The sequence below is a fragment of the Paenibacillus sp. FSL R7-277 genome (genome assembly GCF_000517965.1).
GTDB lineage: Bacteria > Bacillota > Bacilli > Paenibacillales > Paenibacillaceae > Paenibacillus_AQ > Paenibacillus_AQ silagei.
On the sequence record NZ_ASPX01000122.1, the window covers coordinates 60,905 to 84,761 of the forward strand.

General features: G+C 44.2%; 24 protein-coding genes. 17 read left to right on the plus strand and 7 right to left on the minus strand.

Going from position 1 to position 23,857, the window contains the following annotated elements:
* Window positions 1-5: 5 nt before the first annotated feature.
* The 4 genes from C173_RS32310 to C173_RS34570 all read left to right on the plus strand — a co-directional run bounded on the left by C173_RS32310 (window position 6) and on the right by C173_RS34570 (window position 3,485).
* Entirely contained in the window at window positions 6-698 is a 693-nt protein-coding gene (locus C173_RS32310) for a methyltransferase domain-containing protein (protein WP_036733467.1), read from the plus strand.
* A gap of 172 nt (window positions 699-870) precedes the next feature.
* Window positions 871-1,797: a hypothetical protein gene (locus C173_RS32315; RefSeq protein ID WP_036733470.1), complete on the plus strand. Its 927-nt coding sequence runs from the start codon at window positions 871-873 to the stop codon at window positions 1,795-1,797.
* Between the two features lie 96 nt (window positions 1,798-1,893).
* Window positions 1,894-2,442 (plus strand): putative immunity protein, encoded by a 549-nt coding sequence (locus tag C173_RS32320; protein WP_036733473.1) that lies wholly within the window; start codon window positions 1,894-1,896, stop codon window positions 2,440-2,442.
* A 560-nt stretch (window positions 2,443-3,002) separates the two neighbouring features.
* On the plus strand, window positions 3,003-3,485 hold the full coding sequence (locus C173_RS34570) for a DUF1648 domain-containing protein (RefSeq protein WP_235192108.1): 483 nt from the start codon (window positions 3,003-3,005) through the stop codon (window positions 3,483-3,485).
* Between the two features lie 136 nt (window positions 3,486-3,621).
* Here C173_RS34570 and C173_RS34765 read toward each other — a convergent pair whose 3' ends face one another.
* Window positions 3,622-3,807 (minus strand): hypothetical protein, encoded by a 186-nt coding sequence (locus C173_RS34765; protein ID WP_200869616.1) that lies wholly within the window; start codon window positions 3,805-3,807, stop codon window positions 3,622-3,624.
* 253 nt (window positions 3,808-4,060) lie between these two features.
* Here C173_RS34765 and C173_RS32335 point away from each other — a divergent pair, with 253 nt between their 5' ends.
* The 5 genes from C173_RS32335 to C173_RS32355 all read left to right on the plus strand — a co-directional run bounded on the left by C173_RS32335 (window position 4,061) and on the right by C173_RS32355 (window position 8,763).
* A complete protein-coding gene (locus tag C173_RS32335) occupies window positions 4,061-4,987 on the plus strand; it encodes a helix-turn-helix transcriptional regulator (protein WP_036733480.1) in 927 nt (308 codons plus the stop codon).
* Between the two features lie 75 nt (window positions 4,988-5,062).
* A complete protein-coding gene (locus tag C173_RS32340; RefSeq protein WP_051478764.1) occupies window positions 5,063-5,728 on the plus strand; it encodes a hypothetical protein in 666 nt (221 codons plus the stop codon).
* Window positions 5,729-5,828: 100 nt separating this feature from the next.
* The gene (locus C173_RS32345) at window positions 5,829-6,545 is read left to right on the plus strand and encodes a hypothetical protein (RefSeq protein WP_036733483.1); all 717 of its coding nucleotides are present in this window, start codon (window positions 5,829-5,831) and stop codon (window positions 6,543-6,545) included.
* A gap of 196 nt (window positions 6,546-6,741) precedes the next feature.
* Entirely contained in the window at window positions 6,742-8,136 is a 1,395-nt protein-coding gene (locus C173_RS32350; RefSeq protein WP_036733486.1) for an ADP-ribosylglycohydrolase family protein, read from the plus strand.
* 21 nt (window positions 8,137-8,157) lie between these two features.
* Window positions 8,158-8,763, plus strand: coding sequence for a DUF4304 domain-containing protein (locus tag C173_RS32355; RefSeq protein ID WP_036733489.1), 606 nt, complete (start codon window positions 8,158-8,160; stop codon window positions 8,761-8,763).
* 410 nt (window positions 8,764-9,173) lie between these two features.
* On the opposite strand, the gene C173_RS32360 is transcribed toward C173_RS32355, so the two are convergent.
* Entirely contained in the window at window positions 9,174-9,392 is a 219-nt protein-coding gene (locus C173_RS32360; protein WP_036733492.1) for a helix-turn-helix domain-containing protein, read from the minus strand.
* A 108-nt stretch (window positions 9,393-9,500) separates the two neighbouring features.
* On the opposite strand from C173_RS32360, the gene C173_RS32365 reads away from it, so the two are divergent.
* The 4 genes from C173_RS32365 (at window position 9,501) to C173_RS32380 (ending at window position 14,132) form a co-directional block, all read left to right on the plus strand.
* Complete coding sequence (locus C173_RS32365) at window positions 9,501-9,833, plus strand: DUF6809 family protein (RefSeq protein WP_063830975.1); 333 nt, start codon at window positions 9,501-9,503, stop codon at window positions 9,831-9,833.
* Window positions 9,834-9,855: 22 nt separating this feature from the next.
* A complete protein-coding gene (locus tag C173_RS32370) occupies window positions 9,856-10,056 on the plus strand; it encodes a hypothetical protein (protein ID WP_036733495.1) in 201 nt (66 codons plus the stop codon).
* Window positions 10,057-10,467: 411 nt separating this feature from the next.
* Window positions 10,468-12,465: a hypothetical protein gene (locus C173_RS32375; RefSeq protein WP_036733498.1), complete on the plus strand. Its 1,998-nt coding sequence runs from the start codon at window positions 10,468-10,470 to the stop codon at window positions 12,463-12,465.
* A complete protein-coding gene (locus C173_RS32380) occupies window positions 12,462-14,132 on the plus strand; it encodes a hypothetical protein (RefSeq protein WP_036733501.1) in 1,671 nt (556 codons plus the stop codon). Before C173_RS32375 ends, C173_RS32380 begins: the two co-directional genes overlap by 4 nt.
* A gap of 555 nt (window positions 14,133-14,687) precedes the next feature.
* Here C173_RS32380 and kwaB read toward each other — a convergent pair.
* Together kwaB and kwaA are read right to left on the minus strand one after the other, a co-directional pair.
* Complete coding sequence (kwaB, locus tag C173_RS32385) at window positions 14,688-15,659, minus strand: anti-phage protein KwaB (RefSeq protein WP_036733503.1); 972 nt, start codon at window positions 15,657-15,659, stop codon at window positions 14,688-14,690.
* A complete protein-coding gene (kwaA, locus tag C173_RS32390) occupies window positions 15,656-16,225 on the minus strand; it encodes an anti-phage protein KwaA (protein WP_036733505.1) in 570 nt (189 codons plus the stop codon). The genes kwaB and kwaA overlap by 4 nt, the downstream gene beginning before the upstream one ends.
* A gap of 364 nt (window positions 16,226-16,589) precedes the next feature.
* On the opposite strand from kwaA, the gene C173_RS32395 reads away from it, so the two are divergent.
* Complete coding sequence (locus tag C173_RS32395; RefSeq protein WP_036733507.1) at window positions 16,590-18,707, plus strand: thioredoxin domain-containing protein; 2,118 nt, start codon at window positions 16,590-16,592, stop codon at window positions 18,705-18,707.
* Window positions 18,708-18,755: 48 nt separating this feature from the next.
* Here C173_RS32395 and C173_RS32400 read toward each other — a convergent pair whose 3' ends face one another.
* The gene (locus tag C173_RS32400; RefSeq protein ID WP_235192109.1) at window positions 18,756-19,523 is read right to left on the minus strand and encodes a PaaX family transcriptional regulator C-terminal domain-containing protein; all 768 of its coding nucleotides are present in this window, start codon (window positions 19,521-19,523) and stop codon (window positions 18,756-18,758) included.
* 225 nt (window positions 19,524-19,748) lie between these two features.
* On the opposite strand from C173_RS32400, the gene C173_RS32405 reads away from it, so the two are divergent.
* Entirely contained in the window at window positions 19,749-20,435 is a 687-nt protein-coding gene (locus tag C173_RS32405) for a metal-dependent hydrolase (RefSeq protein ID WP_036733512.1), read from the plus strand.
* Between the two features lie 101 nt (window positions 20,436-20,536).
* On the opposite strand, the gene C173_RS32410 is transcribed toward C173_RS32405, so the two are convergent.
* Window positions 20,537-21,346 carry an alpha/beta fold hydrolase gene (locus tag C173_RS32410; protein WP_036733515.1) on the minus strand — a complete coding sequence of 270 codons (810 nt, stop codon included), beginning with the start codon at window positions 21,344-21,346 and terminating at the stop codon, window positions 20,537-20,539.
* A 143-nt stretch (window positions 21,347-21,489) separates the two neighbouring features.
* On the opposite strand from C173_RS32410, the gene C173_RS32415 reads away from it, so the two are divergent.
* Window positions 21,490-22,359, plus strand: a complete 870-nt coding sequence (locus C173_RS32415) for a phosphotransferase family protein (protein WP_036733518.1) — start codon at window positions 21,490-21,492, stop codon at window positions 22,357-22,359.
* A gap of 228 nt (window positions 22,360-22,587) precedes the next feature.
* Here the strand turns inward: C173_RS32415 and C173_RS32420 are convergent, their stop codons facing one another.
* The gene (locus tag C173_RS32420) at window positions 22,588-22,785 is read right to left on the minus strand and encodes a hypothetical protein (protein ID WP_036733521.1); all 198 of its coding nucleotides are present in this window, start codon (window positions 22,783-22,785) and stop codon (window positions 22,588-22,590) included.
* Between the two features lie 151 nt (window positions 22,786-22,936).
* Between C173_RS32420 and C173_RS32425 the strand changes: the two genes are divergently transcribed.
* A complete protein-coding gene (locus C173_RS32425; protein WP_036733524.1) occupies window positions 22,937-23,776 on the plus strand; it encodes a DegV family protein in 840 nt (279 codons plus the stop codon).
* Window positions 23,777-23,857: the final 81 nt, after the last annotated feature.

The following is a 23,857-nucleotide window of genomic DNA, read 5'->3' on the forward strand; positions in this document are numbered from 1 at the left end:
CTGAGATGAGCAGAGAGAGTAAATTGGATTTAAGCCGTATCGTGTTTATTGGACGTACATTTGAAGAGTATATGTCCATGTTTAACTTAACACAGACGGAATTGAAGGGACGGTCCATTCTGGATTGCCCCGCTGGAGCATGTTCGTTCACGGCCTATGCGAATAAACTAGGTGCCGACGTAACAGCAACGGATATCGCTTATTTTCATGACAATGAAGATCTTTACACAAAAGGCATGAACGACTTGGAACACGCCATGACCAAAATGGAAAGTGCCCAAACCAACTACGTATGGGATTATTTCCAATCCGTTGACGAACTGAAACAACATCGATCCCGCGCCTTAACTGATTGTGCAGAGGATATGAAAAACCATCCCGGGCGTTATATCGCCTCGGCGCTGCCTACGCTCCCATTCAAGGATAAACAATTTGATATGACACTGTCTGCACACTTTTTGTTTATGTATTCAGATCGGCTTGATTTTGATTTCCATAGGCAAACGATCCAAGAGCTACTTCGGGTAACCAAACAGGAAATTCGGATTTTTCCTTTAGTCAGCCTTTCAGGAGAGAGATATCGTCAATTGGATGAGCTGCTCACCTTTTTACATCAACAGGGTTGTTCAACTGAAGAAATAACGGCCCGGTACGAGTTTCAAAAGGGAGCAAACAGCATGTTGAAAATTACTCTTTAGATTATGGTATAAACTGAGTTGAATCGATAAAGACGCTAACTCCATGTTAGCGTCTTTTCGTTTTTTCCTAAGCTTCGCCATACTTCCGCCATGTTCTGGTTCCATCTACTCTGACATAATACGGTAATAGAACAGAGGATGGTTTTACACCAGCTCTTAAGGAGGAATTGGCATGTTTCATAAAACAGTGACGCTGCAGCCTTTTGCAGATATTTCGGAGTATACTGAAGGGTTCAAGATCGTCTCGGCTCAATTAGGTGGGGATGGCTGCGTATATGTCCTGCTGATTAACCAGATCCCGGAACGGAAGCGCGGAATGTTCGTCCAACCGGCTTTGAAGCAACCGCATACTTACAAGGTTTTGATGGTAGAAAGTAAAGATTATATCGATGAAATTATCATAGAGGATCAGCATTTCAATTATCATTATGTTCAGCCGCTTCGCAGACATCTGCTGCTGGTTGGTGCACGCAGTACGTATTATGGTGCAGGTAAATATGATCTGAACGCCAAAGTATGTGATTATACAGGACGTACTGTCCGTGAGTTCCTGCTTGGAGACGGGATTCAGAATGTTCAAGTGACGGAGAAAGGTACCATCTGGACCAGTTATTTTGACGAAGGCGTGTTCGGGAACAACGGGTGGGATCAGCCTGTCGGTGAACATGGCCTGGTGGCCTGGGATGAGCATGGCAACAAAGTATACGAAGATCATGTGTCGGATATTGCCGATTGTTACGCTTTGAATGTGGTCCGTGAAGACGAGGTCTGGTTTTATTATTATACGGACTTTTTGCTCGGCTGTATCTCAGGCGGACCCACTCAGCCCAAGGTCACATTTATCAATCCTGAGATTTCCGGTTCGGCCGGGTTCTGCACGGATGGTTGTCACTTCTTGTTCGATGGCGGTTACGGCAAACACGGAGACTATTATATCAAAAAACATGAAAAAGCAAGCATGACCAAAGGGCATAAGATACAGTTTCTGAATGAAAAATCTGAGCCTCTTGTGCCAGTCACGCAAGATTTTCGGGAAGATCTCGTGCTGTTCTGTGCAGATGATATGTTGTATCAGGTTTCGATTAAAGAATTGCTGTGACGCTGCGGTTACCTTATGATTGTAATACGATAAGGAATTGAGGCTATGGTTTCGTTTTCCAATTAAATCTTTTGTAGTTTAATAGGAGTGAATTGAGTGAAATTAGAAGATTACGCATGGAATAAACATGAGCAAAAATTAAAAGAAGAACAAACAGAATTCAAGCATAGTAACCCTAAAATAAAAATTATAGATAACACCGAATTGCGCAATAAAATTGAAGAGGCTCTTGAAAAAATACCGCAGAAGTTAGTTGCTCAATGGACTTTAAAAGTAGCAACTCCGTACTTGGATTACTTAGACGACCATTTAAAAGATGACTCACGAATACATTTAGGGATAGAAACTTTACAAAAACGAATAGACGGAAGCATTAGAGCCTCCGATTTACGGAAAGTTGGATTTGTAGTTAATGAATTGGCGAAAGAATCCAAATCAGACGTTAGCAAGTATTCTGCACGTTCATTTGCCCAAGCCATTGCAACAGGACATATGAGAGGACATGCTTTAGTTAGCAGTGATTACGCAATAAAGGCAACAAATGTATTAACTGATAACTCCACAGATTCTTCAACAAAGGAGAGGGAAAGACAATTGAATTTAATACATGAAGTAATTCTAACGCCTCCAGATCTTCAAGCTTGAAGCATTACACCGAAGAAGGTATGCTGCCGATAGGCCTCGGATGAAACTTTCTTAGCATGTGATACGTACACCATAATATGGTAGGGGGATTGCATTGTGCGGAAATTGAGGGCTTCAACTTCTATTGAGTATAAGATCACTTTCGAGGACTATGTAAAATAATACGTATGTAGAATGAGGTGAATGATATGACGATACTGCCTGTTATAATATTTATCCTGGTATTTGTACCTTCCATTGTACTCATCGTGAGTATGCCGTATTTAACAAAAGAGACGATTAGTTTCGGAGTCACCGTCAGCGCTGTCCAATTCCACAGTGAGCCGCTGCGTCAGATGCGGAAGTCGTATGCTAGGATTAGTGCAATTTTACATACCATCCTGTTCATAGTTGGCATTCTATGCTTAATTTACAGTGATGAACATTCGAGACAAATTAGTTGGATCATTATTACTTATGCACTCGCTATGCTCGTAATCTCTCTGGTCATTAACATCAGGTATCATTTGAAAATGAAAAGCGTACTGCCTATGCTGCCTGCTGCTCCCGAATCATCGGTCATGGAACCAGGATTGCGGAACGGAAATGTTGGCCTGCCCAGTCATTGGTTCCTCATTCATGCTGTTATTATTGTGGTTAGTATTGTAACAGTGCTGCGCAACTACGATCTGATTCCTGACCAGCTTCCGGTCCATTTCAACGGCAGTTGGACCGTAGACCGCTATATAGATAAATCTTATAGTATCGTGTTTATACCTACGATCATGCAGGTGTTAGGAATCCTTCTGTTCATATATGAATATTGGAGAATGCGCAGAGGGAAGCAGCAGGTTAGGGAAGACTTAACTTACCGCCGTGCCTGGTCGAATTATATGATTACAGCAAGCTTCTTGTTCGTTATCCTGTTATCCGTAGTGCAGCTAAATATGACGTCTCTGCTTAACATGAATTTTGTTATCCCCGTTGTCCTAAGTATAATTGCCTTTATCATCCTATACGCCTACACCTTAACGTACTGGGCTGGTCTGCGCGAAAGCCGCTAGACATGAGCAGATGATTGAGCGCTGGATCAGCTACTCCTCAAATTCTGAGTGCCGCTGATCCAACACGCTCCAACGCAACGAAGTTGCTTCTACCTACAGCCCAATGTTATTTCCTCAAGCTTAATCCTCAATTTGCCTACCGCTTCTTCACCGGCACCCATACTTCAACTTCGGCATCCATAGGATTGCCATTGGTTAGTACCTCCGCGATCGGGTGTCCGGTATACACATACTCATAATTATCGTTCAGGATGGCATCGAATGCCTCATCCTCCAGCCGGTCAAACGCGAGACGCGACAAGCCGCCCTGACCCGACAACACCAAATACTCTCCTCCCGTTCTCCAGCGTGCTTTTGAAAAAAGCCGTTTTGAGCGGAGAATACGCTGGATCGTGCACTGCTCCATCTTCACTTAGTGTGGCCTTGAACCCAATGATGCGGAATGCTTCCTTCGTTTCAATTCTGGTCGAAATCATGACAATGTACCTCCTGGATAGTGGGATTGGTGTATTCCAAGCAAGCATAATCTACCAACTGTGACACCTGTATGGCATACTTGATTAGAGGTGGTCATCATGAAAATGGATCGCTTGATTGCGCTAATTATGATCCTGCTGGAGCATGAGCAGATTAGTGCGCGCGAGTTAGCAGAGCGTCTCGAAGTCAGCAGACGAACGATTTACCGGGATATTGAAACGCTGAATAGAGCCGGCCTGCCCATCTATACGCTTATGGGAGCGTGGGGCGGTGTCGGCTTGATGAAATCCTACAAAGTGGGCAAAACCCTGTTCACCCCGCAAGAAATTCAGAACCTGCAGAATGGATTGCACAGCTACAAGCAGCTTTTTGGAAGAAGGGAAATGGTGTATGTAGCGGAGAAGTTGAACGCTCTCTACCCGGACAATGCAGAGGGCCAGCCGAATGCGCCGTTCGTCATGGATCTGTCCTTGAATCAAGGAAACGAGTCGCTGCGCAGCCTGTTCGGGATGATCGAGACGGCGATGAATGAGCACGCTGTGCTGGCTTTTGCGTATACGGATGCGCGGGGGCAGAGCAGTGAACGGCGGGTGGAGCCGTATCAGGTGGTTTTCAAGGAGAGGAGCTGGTACTTGCAAGCCTATTGTCTGGTCAAGCAGGGCTACCGTATCTTCAAGCTGGCCAGAATGAGCGGTCTCCAAGTGACGAAGGAGCAGTTCGTTCCGAGAGCATTCACCCCTCTCCCCATGGACGGAGGAGATTGGCTGAACCAGGGATGGGTGGAGGTTACGGTCCGGCTGGACCGCTCTGTCATGGATCGGGTGATCGAACGGTTCGGCGCCGACCATATCCTGCGGGTGGATGAACACCACTGCTGGGCCAAGTATCCTATTATTGCGAATGACTATGGCTACGACCGGCTGCTTGCTTTTGGAGATAAGTGTGAAGTGCTGGGGCCGCCAGAGATACGGAATGGGTTCAAGGCATATGTGCGGGGGATTATGAGGAAGTATGAGGGGGATTAGCGGTGTAGATTGGTGAGCGTGGCAGGATGAGGTTTTTCCACATGAAGGTGAATTAAGTTGAACTGGAGGATGCGGATGATGGGGGATGCCGGGATGGTGGAGAAGAAGGTTGGAGCGAGCGATTATCTGTCTTTAGCATTGTATGCGTTTGCAGGGTTTGGTCTTGAAGTGGTATTGTTGATGATATTACCATCCGTCTTGGGGGTGAAAAGTTCTGATTATACGCTGCTTCATCAATGTATTCACTGGGGAATTACCTGCTTGTTGTGGGGGAGTATGGCCGTATTTCTGATCAGGCTCTCCAAGCGGAAACACGATTTTGACATCATGAGGTTGAACGCTGAGCCAGATTCCAGGGGATGGTTGCTCGCGGTGGTGGTTTCGGTGATCGCCATTGCAACGACAACTGTCGTATGGGAGGGCTTTAAGCCGGTTCAGGAGTACAAGGACGTGGTGAGATTCGTATTTCAGAATATCTATTACTTGTTTGAAGCGGGCTTGATTCTGCTGACGATTGCGTTTGGTCAAAAGTTCGGTGAAGTGCTTTTTAAAAGAGACGGTCTGCCCTACGGCGGGATGTTCCTCGCACTCACTTGGGGCCTGATCCACATTCTGCTCCAGGGCGGACCGACGGGTGCTTATGCATTCTTTATGTCACTACTTTACGGAACGATATACATAATATTGAGAAAGAATGTGCGGTATTCGTATCTGGTGATTGCGGTTGTGTTTATTTTGTGAGGCAGGATTGGGGAGGGGCTAGGGTGAATGAAATGAAGTATTCGATTTGGATTGAAAGTGACACTAGGTTGTGAAAAACTATTTTATGAGGAGTAGTCGCATGTTTACAGATCTTATTCACAGACTTGGCCTTTCATTGCCTGTTGCATTAGTTGAGGAGTTGGAGCTGCACAAGGAGAAACAAAAGGATCAAAACTACTTTTTGAGATTAATGGAAGCTGACGAAATTGTTGAATTAGTTGATTATATGTCCAAAATAGAGGCTTATCGGGATATGATTCCTTTGTGGAGTGACGATCATTCAAACTATATTGGCTTGTACGTACAAGGCGCATGCAAATACAGGATATGTTATATCGATCATGAGGAAACGGATGTATCTCCGGCCTTTAGAAGTATACGTTCATTTATAACGAAAATCGAAGAATATCCTGATCTGGATTGGCATGATTTGAATAAAGACTATCCAGCAGAATTTGAAGTTAGTCAAACTGAAATGAATGAAGACCTCGCTTGTATTGACGAGTTGAATCGAATGATAAGCTCTGACCAAATTATAAGCGATGATATTCGCTGTCAGTATATTTTTTCGATTATGGCATTAACGCCAAAAGGAAATCTTAATTCCATCATAAAATATCTAGACGATGAAGATATGTTTGTTCAAGAAAGAGCATGTGAGATTATTGGATTTCATACTTATATACCAGCTAAGGAAAAGCTGGTGAAGATCTCCAAAAACGGAATGCATAATGGGAAAATAGCAGCCAAAAGAGCATTAGAAAGGATAAGGGAAGACCGGAAAAATGAAATTTAAAAGCTCTGAATTGCTCTGTAAATCGACTCGAACTACTAGGAAATAGAGTACACAAAAGTGAATTTATTAATGAGATAAGAACTAGAATTATTGAATTTATTAAGGAGATTCAAGCGATAAACAGTGAACTTTTGAAATCCGTTTATTTTTCTAAGTTGCTGGGGTTTTGTGATAATCAAAATAAAGGAGATACAACATGCTGCCATCACTAACGTTTCTGAAACATCAATTAGAGGGAATTTTGCGTAATAAATTTGCTCAGGGGCATCAAACCTCCGGTTTTTTGGCCCGGTTGGAACAGCTTCCGGCAAGCTATGATGCTTATCTGGAATTCGCCCATAGCTTGGCTGACATTCCAATGCGGGACAACTGGCCCTACTATGAGCCGGACGATTTGGAGGAGATATGGAGGGAATGCGACCCGGATAGACCTTTAGGCCAGATCGGAGTCTTGAATCTGAAGGACAGTGCTAAACGTGTAGAGGCAGGCTTCCTCGCTTCAGTCTGTGGTTCAATGCTGGGCAAGCCGATTGAGGTCAATCCCACCTTGTCGGAATTACGTCAAGCGTTAACCGCTGTAGGGGAATGGCCGCTGAATGATTATATTTCGGAACAAGCTCTCCATGCGTTGGATCGTCGTCATTGGTCCTGGTTCGAGACCACGCGGGGGCGGATTCGTTATGTGGCACCTGACGATGATATCAACTACACCTTAATGGGAATGATGGCGTTAGAGCAATTTGGTAAGGGTTTTACGAAAAGAAATCTAAGAGATTTATGGATCAATCATCTTCCGATAAGTACAACCTGGGGGCCGGAGAGGGCCATCCTGGTTCGGTCGGGGATGAGCTATTTGGAGCATGACAGGGAACCCTTTAATCATTCTGAAATAGAGTCTTGGCCCGACTTCCTGGTGCAAGATACCGAACTATGCGGGGCGGCAATTCGTGCAGATGCTTACGGCTATGCCTGCCCTGGTCAACCTGCGCTTGCGGCCGAGCTGGCTTGGCGTGATGCCAGTTTTACACATCGGCGGACGGGAATCTATGCCACGATGTTCATTGCCGCTGCAATTGCAGCCGCACACGTGCTGCGCGATCCGCTTGAAATCATAAGAACTGCACTGCAGTTCGTCCCTAGAAGGAGCCGATTCTATGAGATTACTGCGGATTGTCTCCAGATCGTAGCGAATGCAGATCACTGGCTGGAAGCGTATCAGGGCATTCATCAGAAGTATGCGACTCATTCCCACTGTCAGGTGTATCAGGAAATCGGAACCTTGATCAATACATTTCGCTTCGCAGAGAATGCTGGTGACGGGATATGCAAACAGGTCATGCAAGGCAACGATACCGACAGCTTCGGAGCAACAGCAGGCTCTCTGCTCGGGGTGTATTTCGGCCCGGATAGCTTGGATGCGAGATGGCTTGAGCCTTTTCAGGACCGGATTCATACGGGCTTAGCTTATTTCCATGAGCAACAACTATCCAGCTTGGCTGAGCGCATAGGGCGTTTGCCAGAGCTGTTACACACAGGTAAGCATCGAATTCAACCTAGCGAGCTGTATGTGAATGAGAATTTGGGGATTTGAATAGTTTTGGAGGGTAGGGGAGTGGGAACGCAGGAAATACTTAAGGATGTTGTCAAAGAAACCATTGTGCCTTTGTTTAAAGGAGAAGGGTATAAGAAACAAGGAAATAACTACGCTTACCTAAATCCTGCCTTCTCTGCGGTGGTTAACATTCAGTCATCCAAGTGGAACACGCAAGATGAGGTTGAATTCTGTTTCAATACAGGTATTTACGTAGAGGAATTATTTGGAATAGTTTATTTATACCCAAAACCATCTTTTCCAACAGTCACAAGTTCAGTTCTACAGATACGCGGTACTGAACTAACGAACAATGATAATTGGTATAAGTTGACCCCTGATTCGAGCGTTGAGGAACTTAAACGAAGAATAACGAAAGACATTTCAGAGTATATACTTCCTCACCTGCAGCAGTTTGAAAAGGTTAAAGATGTCATTCGGGTAATGGAGCTAAGGGAGAAAGCTGGAACATATGAGAACCCGCATCACTTAACTGCACTCTATCGCTTAACAGGTGATATGGAACAAGCACAGGCACGTATGACCAGAGTGTATAATGAATTGCAACTGGAGTCACAAAAAGAATTCTCCGCAGGATTGGCTTTGCGGTTAGGGCTGGAAGTGTAAAACATGTGTTGATATGAACAATGTTAATCGCGTAATTTATACTCTCTCCATGCGTTTTCATAATCTTGGCTTTTTATGAAGTAACGGTCTTCGAAGACATTGCTTTTGTAGATTTTAAGACCAAGTTGAATTCCATCTTCCTTGTCAGTTACTTCTCCAGTATTCACTAGAGTGGTCTCATCCATACTGTCTTAAGTAGTGGTATAAAAGTATTTCTTACCATCAATTGTGAGCCAAGTCACTGGATCGCTATTAGACATGTTATTGTTGCTGCTTGTAACTTTGCTATTTGAACATCCTATTAAAAGAATACAAATGGATATAATGAAAAGAAGTTTCTTCATAATTTACCCCTCCCAAATTTTTAGAAAGCGCCATAAACTTAGTTTATGGCGCCCACGAATATTAGTCTAACTTTTGGAGTAAGGTTTCTTTTGGTTCGTCCGGTTAAGTAAATAGTCAGTACTGGTCATATGGAAGTCTGCCAGCTTGATTAGAATCGCAGTGGGGATATCAACATCACCGCGTTCATAATTACTATAGATTCGCTGGCTGCATTGCAAATACTCCGCCATTTGAGTTTGCGTTAAATCCTTATCTTCGCGTAAATCCCGGATACGTTGATACATATTTGAACACCTCCAACGCAAGCATATCTTAGCGAATTATTCGCTATTGATTTTTAGCGGAAAATTCGCTAAGATAATCAAAGAGAATATGATTCGGGAGGGGTGTAAGTGAGTCTTTTAGAAAATCTATATTACGGAAAAATCTGCCCAAACGAACAAATCTGTTTCAATGATCCCGAGTATGCACAGAACTCTAAGCTAATCTCGGAGCGTATACACATCCTGCAAGAAAAGCTGTCTCCAGAAGATTTCACCGTCCTCGAAGAAGTCATGGATCTGAACAGTCTACTGATCTCTATCTCATCCGCTTCTGCCTATACACTTGGTTTCAGAACGGGAGCTGCGATGCTCATAGAAGTATTAGAACATAAGACAGAACCTATACAGACTAAGGAGAAGTTGATCTTCGAACAAATAAAGTCGGCTAGGAGAGAGTTATGAGAAGTCTAATTCTAAGTTGCCTATGCTGATTGACGAGCTTCTTCAAGCAGAAAGTTGGGGCATTGTTCATGAGAAGTGGATACCTGCTATTAAGGAAGCTATCGCCTTGGGAGAGGTTGATAAGCTGATTGAGCTTAGAGGTAGGTTTCCTTATTTTTTTGAAAATTCGTTAAAGCAATTGAAGAAAGCGGAGCGGGAATTTATTCGGAATAGGTTGTGGTAAAAGAGGCCAATGCGTAAAGCCGTTTATGCACTGGCTTCTTTTTATTTTGCTAAGGCTTGGGTTTTGAAGAGAACTGCTTAATGGAAAAGAGCTCGACCCAGAAGGAAATGCAGAATTGTTTAAGAAAAATTGTATGATGTGGTTCTCATGGATATTGACTGTATAAGATATGGAGAGAAAAAATTTGCTACTCATTTAAGATGCCCTATTGAATTCGCAGATGTAAACATCAACCCAAGTAACCTTTTAATTGATGATAGAAATTAGGTTCTTTGAAAATTCCCATTTATAGTATAATGATATCACACTTCAAATTTTTAAGTTGTAAGCTTAAGTAACCCCTAATTTATAAGGGAGTTCGATATTCTTGTAGAAGTTTAAATAGCTACAGATGGGGAGTGTTCAGAGAGTATGCTTGAAATTGACGATTTAATGCTAGAAACTATTGTGAAATTCACCATTGATAATGAAGAAGCGGCAAGAATACTTGGCGAAATTGCTCAGTATGTTAGTAAGTCCAATTCTTCAATTATAACTTTGCCACAAGACTTGGATTGTGAAGAAACCAGTGTGGCTATTAAAGAAAATATTTTAATTAGGACTCCTGACGGAATATCCTTTGTATATCCGCAATATCTTTTGTTTTTTTTAGCAAGGTCACTAATTACAATTCGTTTTGAAACATTATGGGAGAAAGAAGATGAGTTCTGGGCTCAAATTGAATATCTAAATTGGGAATTCGAACCATCTGAAATGTTGCGTTATACAGAAGTTATGTTACTCATTATATTAAATCGGATGTATGAAAAGGACATACTTAAGTCACTTATTTCAAGTGTGAAAGTGGGGAATCAGAGAGTCCATTGGACTCTACTAAAAATAGTTTCAAGTCTTTTACCCTATCTCCAATTAGATACTAAGTCTATAGTGGTTTTCTTTGAAGAGATGCACAATGCGAATATTTCTTCAATAGATGTTTTAACAGAGGTTGTGGATGTACTTGTAAAAAAAAATTCTAAAGTAGGTCAAGAATTGTGGGAGATGTGGACAAGGAATCCGAAATTCAAAGCTGTTTGGCTTTTAAAATCAGTCGCTACTGCTCTTGTTCATAAGGAAGGTATAGTTAACGTTTATAATAGAGCAGTTGAATTAATGGATTCGCCTGAAGAATCGTTAATCAAAGCCGGCATTAGTATTTGTGGTTTACTTCCTTATGAGAAGACTACTGAAAATTTATTAAATTATACCCTTGATAAGTTTGATAAGTTACTTCAACAAGAGTTTCGTATACAGTTACGCCTAGCTTTAATTCAATCTTATGGGCGTCTTATTTCTAAATCAAAACGTGCACAACTTGCTGTACGAATGCTATCAAAGGAGTCTTTTCCAGAGATTCAAGAACAAATAGCTAATATATTGTACCTTCAAGGAGGAAATTATCAAGATGAAATATGGTTCCAAGAGACTTTAATTCAGTTGAGTAAAGTGTCTGTCGAGCAGAAGGGGACAATAGATAATTTGGACTATACATTGAATCGAATTGTCTCAACTAATTTCGATTGCATTAAGAAGTTTTTGGAAAGCTGGATATTAGAGCATGAAGCTCCAAGTGAGAAGGAATCTATAACAGAACTCTTTGATATGATGTTTTACACGTTATTACAAAAACATAAATCATGGTTTGAAGAACTTTTAACATCATACTTTATACAGGATGACGTACGATTTCACTTGCACATCCAAGAAATGATGAAAAACCTCCATCATAATGGTGGTATTTTTCATCTCAATTCTGAAATCATAAGTGAATGGTCTTATAAGGAGATTAAGTTTGTTCTTATGAAAATTATGGGGTTTGTATTTGACAATAAAAACTTATGCCATCTAGCATTTTCGATTTTACGGAGAACACCGGAGGATGAAGCGGTCAATAAATTGGTGCACATAGCATTTAGGGAGTACATTGCGTATAACTATCCTGGGGTTGCAAGCGAATTTCTTAATGATAAAGTTGAGAATGGGACAGCATTAGAGCGAAGGATTGCAAATAGCATTCTAACGGACTTAAATTCATACCGACGAAGACTAGAAGAACTACCTAGAATAAAAGAGTTTTATCCACCTGAAGGAAGGGCAAGTAAATTTGAGAAAATGCATTCAAGATTAATGAGTCGCCAAATTGCAGAGAGTGCTAATGAAACATCACTTTTCTCCAATCTTATCCATCGTGTGCTATTAAAAGGCGGGAAAGCATCATTCTCTAAAATAGAGGGGGAATATACCGATAAAATGGAGTTTTCGGAAATGTCTGTATCCATGGAGTTCCCTAGAGGAGAAAATTTGGATCCGACAGGCCAAGCAATGAAGAGATTTGGTTGGAGAACTTGTCAACAGGAGGATTTAGAATGAGACTTATTATCCGAGAATATCTATCTATGCTTAGAGAATCTGAGGAATTGGATGCCCTTATTCCTGATCTATTAATCTCAATGGATATACAACCAATTTTTAAGCCTCAGCGTGGAGTTAGACAATATGGGGTTGACCAGTCTGCTATTGGGATTGACCCTGATGATCAGAAAGAAAAACTATTTCTATTCGTTATAAAACAGAAAGATATTGATCGGTATAACTGGGATAATGGACCACAGGCTGTTAGACCCTCTTTAAATGAAATTCTTGATGTTTATATGCGTACTATGCTGGACGATCGTCAGCGTGATCTCCCTAAAAAAATTATTGTATGCACAAATGGAGATATGAAACAGGATGTTTCCATAAACTGGATCAATTATATTAATGATCATAGAGTTGAGAGTAAAATAGAGTTTGATTTTTGGGGAGGCGATGTTCTCTCTTCGCTGATTGTTCGTTATATGCTGAATGAATATATTATGCCAGATTCGATCCAGAAGCAGATACGAAAGACGTTAGCATTTTTAGATTTAGTAGAATATGACTTGTCTGATTATTACGATTTAATTGAAGAGATTTTATTTAATGATGCACTCAATGCGAAGAATAAACCTCTAAAAGTACTACGTTGTCTTCATTTATGTCTGAATCTTGTATACCACTGGTCCGCAGAGGTAGGGAATCTTAAGAATGCATTTTTAGCTGCTGAGCGAATGATTCTTCGGGTATGGGAATGGTTACACCAAGAAGACTTAAATATTAACGCGAATATATGGGCGATTTTCCATTCTATTAATAACACTCGATGTCAAATAGGGAAAGAATACCTCAACAAAATTTCCCCCCATTGTCTTGTTTGTGATGGGCTAAGCGGTTACGGGTCGGAGAGAATTGAATATCCATTACTTGTATTTGAACAAATTGGCATTGTCGCTTCCATTGGACTTGACTATATTTATGCAGATGACGCTATTGAACAGGATAATCCCAATTCATTCCTTCATCAGTCGGCTCAAAAGGCAGCTTACTATTTACAATGCCTTATTCAGAATAATAGTATTAGTCGCTATCCAGTTTATGATTCACATATTAATGACATAACATTAGCTCTTATTTTGTTATATCGAACGAATCGATTTAATATAATGAAAAATTGGCTACAAGATTTATTTATGTATATTAGTAGGGGCTATCAATTGCGCAATAGATTTCCGCTCCTAAGTGATTCTTACGATGAATTAATTGAAGTAGAGCTGGGATTTGAGAGAACAGAATTGAACTCTTCAACTCTTTTACCAATATTAATAGAATGGACACTAATACTTGAGTGGCCTGAGCAGTATGAACAAGCACTAACTGTGGTCAATCATGTTTTTAAAAACGTAGATCTTCAAATATGGTTCCCGGATGAAATTACGGAAAGGTTCATGTATCGAAAAAACGCACTTTATGATTCAGGTATTATGTTGTCAACGATTAAATTGCCTGACACATTTGAAAATTACCGTGCTTTGGTTTTCGAAGATAAAGGACGAGCACTGGAGAAAACTGAGGAATTCTCATTTCAGAAGGAATACTTTTCGATTGTGGGAGTTATGTCTTTTCGGCATTTTCGCACTCCAGTTTTTCCGGAATTCTGGAGGAAAATAACTAATTTGTAAGTGAGCGTTTTTCATTAATCTATGTCCATGATACACAAAGGTTTTTCTGTGAAAACATGCTAAACAGATGAATGGACGATTGTATGCTGCTCATTTTTATGCTGGTGTTGTGCCTTGAAAGACATGTTTTTTGTCGAGTACAAGAAGAACTTAGTTAACTTATAGATTTTTTTGGTAACGACATCAAGAAACACAATAGGAGGGGTCTACTTTGCATATTTTTCAAGAAAGTCTATTTTCATTTGAGGAGCTTCAGAAAACTGAAGTGAAAGGATGACTCTCCATTTTTGTTTTAAGACAGTACGTAAGACAATTAAGTTTTACTTCGGAAAGCGGGCGGACATTGCCGCTAGTTATTTTCGCGGCTTACTCAGGCTACAAACAAAATATGGATAGGAGAATGAGGATTTACCTCTCAAAAGAAGTCATATTAACATCTCATAAGAAGGCTACAAGAATATCAATTAAGCTTAAAAAAACAAAATCATCAATTAATCCACTTGCTTTATCATAAAATAAGAACCTATATGATTATATAGATTCTTATTAATTCGATTAACTTGAAGCAGTTTCTAAAATAGTATCTTTTGCCAAGCTGTCATAAAACATTTTGGTTAATTCAGACTGCAAAAAATCATCGTTTAATAATTTTGCAAATAAAAGTTTTGCTTTTTTAGTAGATAACATTATTTTGCTTTTATCGGTATTATATTGAAATTGTCCTTTGAGTGCAGGATAGATATCAGTAAAAGCAATAATTGATGGAGTCGGAATTTTATTGAGTACAGGTGAAGAACTTAAAACTTTTGTTAGTTTGCGTGAATAAGAAATATCATCAATTAGCTCTTGTAATACATTAGAATCTTCAAGTAAACCTGATTGTTCAATTGCAACAATACATTCTTGAGCCTTCTTTTTAATTATTTCATGAAAACCAAAGAATTTCTCGAGTGTTTTGAGATCTTTAATTATTAAACTACCATCTATCATAAAAAACTCGAAATTGGTGTTAATTCTGATGAGATCTTCTTCCACGTTCACAAAGCGTTTATGATTTCCGATACGCTTAAAAGTAAATGTATTATCTTTTTTTATCAAGCTTACTGGATAGTGTTTTTTGTACAACAAAAGATTGTGATTATTGTTTGAGATTAAAACGACAATACCTCTTATTTGATTTAGTTCATCTTTTTTAAAATCAAATGCAAGTATGTCTTCATCCTCAATAATTGCATTAATTAACTTTATTTCTTCTGGTACTTCATCAAGATCATACTCGTAGATTACTCTTTCTCTTTCATCTGAGTTTGAAATACTAACTAAATCTAAAGTTTCATCTTCTATTAAATCAGCTTTAATTTTTTCAATAAATTGTTTAGTAAGATCTCCTTGAGTTTCTTCATCAATGTCTATAAGGCGAAGTGTCATATTTTGAGCCTGTTTAAGAACAAAATAAAGTTCAGCAATAATTAATTCTTCATTAGTTAACGTTTCGCGCAACAATGTAATAAGATCAGCTTTTATCATGGCATTAACCTCGCAAAATATATTTTTTCATCAAGCCTACGATATTTAACTGTACTGCCAGAATTAAGTTTGTCTCTAGATATGACAATAATTCCTTGTCTTACTCCAGTTCGAAAGGTTCCTGAAATAATATAAATATGAAAACCTAAAAGTGCTAGGGTTGGATTTGCATAAAATATTTGTGTTTTTATACTAATTGCTCCTATAGCTAATAGTAGTATTAGCAATATCAATATATTCCTTGACTCATCTAGATTAAAACTAATGAGTGGGACAATATAAGTTGTTAAGAAAGTAAGATGTTCAAAGCTTCCATTCTGAACTTCATTAACTCTAAAGGTTTTCAGGCTTCCAGAAAGCTTATATTTAAATCGACTTATAAAAGCTAGTCCTAAAAGAAGGAATAGTAATGATAATAGTGGAACGAAATTCATTTCAAATAATTTCTTGAAACCAATAAACTGTGCATTTTTATTGAAGCTAATAGGTATATTAATAGTTGCAATGATAATCAAAACAAAAAGAAGCCATAACGAGATAATATAAAGTTCTATTTTATCTCTCATGTTGCTATATTGTCGGGTGGCACTTATAGTTATCGCCTCCTGCCTTAAAAAGAGTTTTCTAATGATGTTCTTATTTTATACCTTACCTCCCATTTTATATCATTCACCTTAGGAAATATATACAAAATATATCTAATCAATTACTTATTAAGCCATCTAACAGCGACTATAATATAACTATTTAAAATTTTTTTAGAAAAAAGTTATTATTGTTTTACTGCGGACTCTATTTTTGGTTTGAAAATGATCGTATCCCCCTCAATTTTAATATCAGATAATTTATGGGGCTTACTTTTTTTCTGAGCCCTCCTCCACCAAATTGGGTAAACTATCCCTAGACAACACTTTACCCAAATCATCCGAAATGAGGGGACGCCCCGTGACAACTCACAAATCATCCAATAGATTAGCGAACGAAAAATCGCCCTACCTGCTCCAACACGCCCACAACCCTGTGGATTGGTATCCATGGGGCGAGGAGGCTTTTGCAAAGGCGAAGTCCGAAAACAAGCCGGTCTTCCTTTCAGTTGGATACAGCACATGTCATTGGTGCCATATAATGGAAAAAGAATCATTTGAAGATAACGAAGTCGCCCAGCTCCTCAACAATCACTACGTAGCGATCAAAGTAGACCGCGAGGAGCGGCCGGATATCGATGCGCTGTATATGTCGGTGTGTCAGGCGCTGACGGGGAGCGGGGGATGGCCGTTGACGGTGCTGCTGACGCCGGAGAAGAAGCCGTTCTATGCGGGGACGTATTTCCCGAAGCGTCAGATGTTTGGGCGGATCGGGCTGATGGATGTGCTGGAGCAGATCCATACGAAGTGGGAGCAGGACGGCGAAGCACTGGATAAGCTGGGCGACGACCTGCTGGCGGAGCTGCATACGCTTGACCGCAAGAATGCGTATAACCCGGAAGCTGCGGGCGGTATTCCCGGCGCGGAGCTGCTGCATGAGGCGTATGAGCTGTACCGGCGGCAGTTCGATGAGGAGTACGGCGGGTTCGGCAATGCGCCGAAGTTCCCTTCACCGCATAATTTGTCTTTCCTGCTGGCGTACAGCCAGCTGCATGATCAGCTGGAAGCGCTGCGGATGGTGGAGCATACGCTGGAGTCGATGTACCGGGGCGGCATGTATGACCATGTGGGCTTCGGCTTCGCTCGTTATTCAACAGACCGGGAGTGGCTGGTGCCGCATTTTGAGAAAATGCTCTACGATAACGCTCTCCTCGCGAATGTCTATCTGGAAGCCTTCCAGCTTACGGGAAAGCCGCTGTATGCGGAGATTGCCGAGCAGATCTTCACGTATGTGCTGCGCGATATGACTTCGCCGGAAGGCGCTTTCTACTCTGCGGAGGATGCCGATTCCGAAGGGGTGGAAGGAAAGTTCTATGTCTTCTCCCGTGAGGAGATTGAGGAAGCGCTTGGGCTGGAGGATATGCATTCCTACTGCAATGTGTACGGGATTACGCCGGAGGGCAACTTCGAAGGGGAAAATATTCCGAATCTCCTTCACGGTCTGCCGGAAGAGATTGCGGAGCGTATGGGTATGAATCCGCTTGGTCTGCGGACCCGGATGGAGGAATGGCGTACGAAGCTGTTCGAGTACCGGGAGCAGCGCATGCATCCGCTTAAGGATGACAAGGTGCTGACCTCGTGGAACGGGCTGATGATTGCTGCGCTGGCCCTGGGGGCCAAAGCCCTCCAGAAGCCGGAATATGCCAAGGCCGCCGAACGTGCAGCGGACTTCATCTGGGACAAGCTGCGGCGTGAAGATGGACGGCTGCTGGCCCGTTACCGTGACGGGGAGTCAGCGATTCCCGCATATCTGGACGATTATGCCTTCCTGATCTGGGGTCTCAGCGAATTATATGAAGCTACAGGTCAAGCGGTCTATCTGGAACGGGCGCTGACGCTTAAGGATGGGATGCTGGAGCTGTTCCTAGATACCGAAGGAGGCGGGTTCTTCTTCACCGGGCATGACGGGGAGAAGCTGCCGGTCCGCTCGAAGGAATTGTATGACGGGGCGATTCCGTCCGGGAATTCGGTGGCGGCGAAGCTTTTGTGGAAGCTGTCGGTTATTACCCAGGATATGGAGTTAAAAGAGATTGCGGAGCGCACCGCTGCGGTGCTTGCTTCCGCTGCTTCGGAGTATCCGCCGGGGTATGCGATGTATTTGCAGGCCCATCTGGGGATGGTCTCTGGCGGCAGAGAATGGGTCCTCTCCGGCAAAAAAGAAGATCCCGCGCTGCATGCCATGCTCGCTCAGGTTCAGCAGACCTACCTGCCGGATGCGGCGCTCATCGTGAACTGGGAAGGGGACGGAGGAGAGATGCTCCGCCTGCTGCCGCATCTGGCTGATAAACCGGCCGTCCAGGGCGAAGCGACCGCTTATGTCTGCCGTAACTTCGCCTGCCGGGCCCCGCTTACGAATAAGGAAGCGGTCCGGGAGCTGCTGGCTTCCGGCAGCCGTGAGGAGTAGTTCATATACGAAGAGCAGCCCGGAGTCCGGGCTGCTCTTTGCCATACCTTATTGGACGAAGGGCGCATAGGAAGAATCCGCAGGTATCGCCTGAGCGGCTCTAACCATGTATTCACTCATGTCTGAGAGAACCCGTTTGCCCGGCCAATGGTCCGGCAGCAGCTCATCCGGGAGATAGGGGTCAGCCATAAACAATCCGCTTAACTCCTCTCCCATTTGCAAATATAGCAGGAAGAGCTGTAACGGCTGCCCCGCCTGAAGGGTATCCGCCAATCGCGGAGCGAATTCTTCCTTCAGCCAGACTGATTTCTTCTGGTATAAGGCTTCAATGTCGTCCAGCTGCCAGATGGCCCGCGCTTTGAGCGGTGTAATGGTACCTTCCTGAAATTGGCCTTGGAGGATCGACACCTTGCCTTCGAGCTCCAGCTTCTGGATCTGGGCTGCGACTTCGTCCTGATAGTTCCATGGTGAGATGTACACACTGTTATATAAAAGCCCATAACCCAGCTGCCCGAGTGCTGTGCGGAACAGATCGCGCTTCTTGCGTTCGGATTCGGGAACCTCCAGCATCACCACATCCCAGGTATGATCCCACTGCTCCTGATAACGGGCAGGCTTGCTGTTAATCGCCTTAATGTAGGCGAGGCCCTCGGCAGTGACGTTATACCAGGAGCGTGCCGGGGAAGCGATATAGCCCTCTTTTTTCAAGCGGGATAGGGCATTGCGGATATAGGTGGAGGTGTACCCCCTTTGCTCATAGATCTCGACAAACTGCTGGGCGCCCATCTGCTTCACCTTAGATAACAGAAACAGCATTGTTTTCTCAACGGACAGCAACTTCTTCACACCTCTCTTGACAGCTGGCAGGAATAGATATATCATAAAAAACAACGAACGTAATAATTTATGTTATATTCGTCAATCGCACTGCTGGATTTGGATTTAGAGCAACTTGCTGTCATTGTATCGTAAACCTTGGGTTTTTGCACGATTCATTCCTTAGTACCTATTGAAATTAATCAAGAAGAGGAGAGGATATCTATGAAAATTACCTACCACGGCCATTCCTGTGTTCAAATTGAGGTGAATGGCAAATCGCTGATCATCGACCCGTTCATTAGCGGTAATCCGGCGGCGGTGACGACTGTAGAGGAGATTAAGACCGATGCGGTGCTGCTGACGCATGCCCACATGGATCATATGCTGGATGCCGCACCGATTGCGGGGCGCAATAACGCGCCGATTGTAGCCATCGTGGAGCTGGCCGGTTACCTTGAATCCACAGGGGCACAGACGATTGGCATGAACATCGGGGGGACGGTGGACCTGGGCTTTGCCAAGGCGACGATGATCCATGCCTTCCATACCTCAAGCATCACCCTCGAAGACGGACAGAGTATCTATGGCGGCACACCGGCGGGCTTCATTATTGAGGCAGACGGCCACACGCTACTGCATGCAGGGGATACGGGGCTGTTCGGTGACTTGAAAATGTTCGGTGAGCTGTATGACATCGATCTCGCGATTCTGCCGATTGGCGGACATTTCACCATGGGGCCGGAGCATGCGCTTATCGCGGCGAAGTGGCTGGGTGCCCGGCAGGTGCTTCCGGTTCACTATAATACCTTCCCGCCGATCAAGCAGGATGCCGGGGCCTTCGTTCAGGCGCTGGAGGAGGCGGGGATCAGAGGCTCGGCACTTGCATATGGTGAGACGCTGGAGCTGTAGAGCTTCTCATTCGCACACGCACCTACGCCTGCGAATCAACACAGGACTGCCCCATGAAGCTATTTCTTCTCGGGCAGTCCTGTTCTGGCTGTGCGGAAAATCTACCCGGCGAACCCCGCCAGCTCCCGGTTGAACCGGTCCCGCTCGTCATAGAATAATCCGTGGCCGCTGTTCTCAAAGGGAATAAGGACCGAATTCTTAATCCCTTGATGCTGCGCTTCGGCCAGCGGGAAGAAGCACACCTGATCATGAACCCCGTGCAGAATCAGCGTAGGCACCTGGATCCGGGGGAGATCATCGAACAACTCTTCGGCCAGCCAGGCGTTGGAGACTGCGATGGTGGACCAGTTTGCCGCCTCCAGCCCTAACAGGAAGAACCAGTCCGAGAATGGCTGTGATACCGGCTGATAGAAGAAAATATCGCCGAAATCATGTAGCATCTTGGGCCGGTCCTTGTAGGTGGACTGGATAATCTGCTCTATAGCTGCTCTGGTCGTGCCATAAGGGAAGCCCGGCCGCTGAATCAGACTGGGGGCTGCCGAAGCGAATAAGGCCAGCTTGGAGACACCATATCCCTTGTGCCGGGCCATATACCGGATCGCTACAGCTCCGCCGGTAGAGTGCCCGCCGAGTGTAATATTGTGCAGTCCCAAGGCTCCGATCACACAGCGGATATCATCTGCGAGACGGTTGTAGTCGTAACCGCCAAGCGGTTTGTCAGACCGTCCGAAGCCTCTCATATCCATTCCAATGCAGCGGTAGCCCATGGGCACCAACTGATTGTACTGGTATTCGAACATCTGGTGATTTGCTGGCCAGCCGTGAATGAAGAGTATCGTTTTGGTGCCAAGCGGGTTAAGATCATTCACATACACCTTCACATTCGGTTCTACTCTAATCCAATGTTCCATTTCGCATCCCTCAATTCTCTGTTGATTGGTATAGTTGAAATATGTTATTCATTGGAATAGGGAAAATGCCTAGAATATGGTCTGAGGGATTCGGAGCAGCTTAATGAGCAGCAGATCGTTCCTTGGAGAGGGGAATTATAACTATGAATAATGTTCTGAGCGATATCCGCTGGCAAGAGCAGGGTGCAGATGGTGGAGGACTGCTGGCAAGGCTGGAAGAGGCGGCAGTTACCCCGATGAAGGGGGGACTGGAAGCTGAGGTGTGCGGCATTACACTGCCGGATACGAAGCTTGTGCTGAAAATCTGGAACCGCGAGTCCCGGCCGGACATCTCGATCCAGTATCAAGTGCTGGAGCAGCTGGTCCGGCAGGGCTGCGCGGTCTCACGGCCGTATGCCTGGGGTCTAGACGCTATGGGTCATCAGGTGCTGTTAACCAGCTTCGATGGTATGCCTGTCAAGAAGGTAAATGCCGACAGTCTTACAGCCATAGCAGCCAATCTGCTTGATGTACATAAGCTGCATATTGATTCAGTCAGCGGCTTGAAGGTACCGGCTTATGATTTCGCAGATTACTTCTTCCCTGCCTGGGCAGAGCAGCCGGAGATCCGAACGCTGGCGCAGGAGCTGGCGGAGCGGGGTAAGCTTACCGCACACCAGTTGATTCATGGTGATTATCATCTGGGCAATATTCTGGAGGCCGCAGGGGTATTTACCATCATAGACTGGACCAATGTCCAGCTGGGCGATCCGAGGTATGATATTGCGTGGTCTATTCTGCTCTTTAGAGTATATTTGTCGGAGCGGAATGCCAGTCTATACCGGTCGGCCTTTGCCGCCAACAGCAGGTATAGCCCGGCAGAGCTGGAGCTGTTCGAGGCACTGGCTGCCCTGCGCTGGCTTCAGCTGCACCGGACAACGGGTGTCCCGATTCAGCGGAACACGCTGAAGGTAATCCGGGCGCTAATACGGGAGAACCGGTATTTGCCGGATAGTCTGTCTGAATCCTTGTAGCGGGATACCAGCTTGGATATTACCAGTCCCAACAAGCTCACCGTTCTCCAGCCGGCTATTGCAAGCAGAAACGGCTACGCCATCCTCTTAAGGACGGCGTAGCCGTTTGTGTCTGCATGATAACAAAGGTTGCGGGAAGCCCGCTAGCTGGGGGAATTGTGCTTCCATAGAATGCGAAGCATGTCAGTCGTTAAGCTGCTTAATTCTTACGTTCCGGGTTCTGCGGCTTCACGCGGGTGGGCGGGTGACCCAGTTGCTGCGGTTCATCGGCTTGACGGTATCAATCCGCTCGTTAATTACCTCGGCACTGTGGTCCTGTGGCGCTGCGGTCTCGGCAGCAACCTCGGATTCTGCGGCAGCCGGTGCTTTCTTGGACAGGCCGGCACCGTTATGCTTGCCCCGGTTCCATACTCTATTCTTGCTCATCCTGGTACACTCCATTTCTGTATGCTTATGCTTCAACCATAACATAAGTAGGACCAAGCATAAAAGTCCGATTTTGACAAGTTATAAATTGTACTATTGATCTCCGGAAAGGGTAACTATAATGGTATAGAATTGAAAGGAGAGCATTCTGATGCCCATCAAGATAATTACGGATAGCGGTTCGGATCTACCCCCTGAATATACGAAGCAGTATGACATCTCCATTGTTCATTTGCCGGTCCATTTCGGCCATGAGCTGATGCCCGATGATATGAATGCCAAGGATTTCTATGACAAAATGCATGAATCGAAGGAGCTGCCGACGACTGCAAGCCCGAGTCCGCAGACCTTCCTGGACAGCTTCAAGCAAGTGGAAGCAGGCACTGACATTCTGGTCATCTGCATGTCCTCTAATATTAGCAGTACTTATCAGACCGCAATGATCGCCAAGGAGATGTACGAGGAAGAAGGACATCCGAATGCGATTGAAATTATAGATTCCAAGCTGTTCTCCGGCGGCTTGACCCTGATTGTCGCCATGGCGGCCAAATGGTCACTCACTGCAGCAAGTCTGGCTGAGTTGAAGGACAGAGTGTTGAAGAAGGTCGAAGAGACGACTGCGTACTTCACGCTGGACACCCTCGAGAATGTGATCAAGGGCGGACGGCTGAGCCGGATCTCCGGCGCTGTGGCTTCCGTGCTGAACATCAAGCTGCTGCTGAAGATTAGCGACGAGGGTATTGTTGAAGTGGTCGAGAAGACGCGCGGACTGCCCAAGGCGCTGACTCATCTGCTGGCCAAGCTGGATCAGAAGCAGCATGATTATGAGCAGGCGGTAATCGCAATTGTGCATAGCAATTGTGAGACGCTGGCGCTGGAGATCAAGCGGCGTATTCTGGAAAAGCATCCCTTCAAGGAGGTTCTGCTGTCAACAATGGGACCCGTGATGGGAACCTATGCCGGGCAGGGCGGAATCGGAGTGGCTTTTTGAGCGTTCTGAACGCACAGCACTTTAAAGTATTGATAACAGCCGTATACCGGACTTTCCGGTGAACGGCTGTTTGCTTTGCGT